Below are 2040 nucleotides of genomic sequence, written 5' to 3'. Positions count from 1 at the left end.
GAATTTGCGGCGGGCTGGAGAAAGGGTAATTCTGAAAATGAAGGTTCCGACATTACTAAGTGAGCGTTGTATCTAATCCTGGGGGCAGGTCAATCCAGTTTCAATGTTAACTGAGTTTGCTAAAAGAACAGACACGCTATATAGCGAACTTCCCCCTTTTATGACAGCGTTCCTTCATGAAGTGACTGATTGTGATTTCAGAATGGCTTGGAGTATCAGTCCTACCCAAATCAAGAATGTCTTATCTAATATTCGTTCAAGAGTTCTCGAATGGGCCTTGTTGCTTGAAAGTAAAGGTATTTTAGGCGAGGGTTCAAATTTTACTCAAAGAGAAAAAAGTGAGGCTGCAAACGTGACTATCATTAACAATGGCGATTCGATCACAGTAATGGGTGACATGAGTAATGGTAGCGGGGTTATAGCTGCTGGCACAACGGGCGGTATTCATCAACAGAACACCATCGTTACGGGAGACTTCAGTACGCTGTCAACCAAGCTAAAAGAACATGGAGTTGATGATTCTGATATCTCAGAACTGAAGCAGGTTATTGATCAGTCGTCTAAGCCAGAAAGCAAAGAAGAAGTTGAAAAGGTTTTCGGGGGATGGCTCGGTAAGATGATCGGAAAGGCTTATTCAGGAACCATTAAAATTGCTGGTGCTGCTGCTCCTACTGTCCTGACTAACGCTGTTTGCCAGTATTTTGGCATAACTGTCTGAATCGTAACTCAAGGCCATATGATACGGGCGCTAAGTGCGCCCATATTTACGATTAATAATTGTCTCTGATGACCTCATCATACCTTTCAATAAGCGTTAGCTGCTTCTTGTTGTCTCTGTATGTATCAAGCCACTTACTGACTGCTTCATCAAAGATAAAAAGGAAATCCGTGTAGTTAATATACACAATATTATTGTGGTATTGCGTTGGGTGGCCTCTTTTACAAACAGCGATGCTCAGACGCCGCTCTTTACCTTGCACAACCTTATGAGAGTTAAGGTTTGTCATGTGCAGAAGAGAATTTCTTAGCTCGTAGAGTTCATCTGACGTGACACCCATACCGCTCAGATCAGAGTAATGATCCAACCAGTTTTGAAACACTCGCTTAGAATTTCCATACTCAAGGTAAGCTATAGTGTCTATGAAGGACATCAATAGTTTAAAGCTCGATAGGTAGTGCTTTTCGTTAAAAAGCAGCTTTATAGGCTTCATATGGTCATCATTTAAAAGTTGCTTCATATGGAAACCATCATCTTTCATATACTGCTCAAGGTAATCAGGAAGGCTCTTGACGCCTTCTATGTGATGATGAGGCATATGTTTGTGTCTCAGTTTCTCGTCAAGTCCAAGTTGTATCTCATACTGTAGTTTACCGTCTACCACTGGAGTCACTATAGTTAAGGGATTCTGAGGGGCATTATGGCTGGCTAATGCTATCTCATAGGGTGCAAGAGAGTTACCGATCCTAAGATTTGAGTTATATCTTGCGAGTGTTAGTTTACCTTCTGAGTCTAAAACAGAAGGATGCAGACTATGAAACGAACGACAAGAAGCTAAGTCAACATCTAATCTTTTTTGAAGAAATTCGAGCTTGTGTTGGTCATCTCCATCTAACTCATGAGGTACTATCCCTACATGGGTTAAATAGACTCCATCTTTACTAAAACAAAAGATGTTATAGATGGTCTCTTTCATAACTCTAAGAACCCTTAATCAAGTTGCATAAGGTTCAGCAATTGCGATCAAAACGGGCACACTGAGCGCCCTTTTTCACATCGGTAGATTAGTTACTTTCCCAATCGTTGAACTTGTATGTCAGTTCAGAAATCGGTAAATCTGCATCGAGTTTACTGATGTTCGAAGAGATCGCATTGTATGACCTGTCAACACCTTCACTTTTGATAGCATCCAGACGTTTACTGATCTCAGCAAAGTAAGCATCACCGGTGACCTGCCCCCAGGATTAGATACAACGCTCACTTAGTAATGTCGGAACCTTCATTTTCAGAATTACCCTTTCTCCAGCCCGCCGCAAATTCAG

At 41.5% G+C, this 2040-nt stretch carries 2 protein-coding genes; one reads left to right on the top strand and one right to left on the bottom strand.

Translation table 11 applies throughout. The features are described from left to right. Positions 1-103: 103 nt before the first annotated feature. Entirely contained in the window at positions 104-718 is a 615-nt protein-coding gene (locus tag FHW04_RS23450) for a hypothetical protein (protein ID WP_089562646.1), read from the top strand. A 52-nt stretch (positions 719-770) separates the two neighbouring features. Here the strand turns inward: FHW04_RS23450 and FHW04_RS23445 are convergent, their stop codons facing one another. Further along, positions 771-1694 carry a hypothetical protein gene (locus FHW04_RS23445; RefSeq protein WP_089562647.1) on the bottom strand — a complete coding sequence of 308 codons (924 nt, stop codon included), beginning with the start codon at positions 1692-1694 and terminating at the stop codon, positions 771-773. Between the last annotated feature and the right edge of the window lie 346 nt (positions 1695-2040).

It is taken from the genome of Pantoea sp. AN62, assembly GCF_050432985.1.
Lineage (GTDB): Bacteria > Pseudomonadota > Gammaproteobacteria > Enterobacterales > Enterobacteriaceae > Pantoea > Pantoea brenneri.
The sequence above is the reverse complement of the archived record's forward strand: the minus strand, read 5'-3'. Positions and strand labels throughout refer to the sequence as shown.

What these genes read in the sequence shown, in the direction of transcription:
- FHW04_RS23450 (WP_089562646.1), top strand. Translation starts at nt 104, where the DNA reads ATGTTAACTGAGTTTGCTAAAAGAACAGACACGCTATATAGCGAACTT.
- FHW04_RS23445 (WP_089562647.1), bottom strand. Translation starts at nt 1,694, where the DNA reads ATGAAAGAGACCATCTATAACATCTTTTGTTTTAGTAAAGATGGAGTC.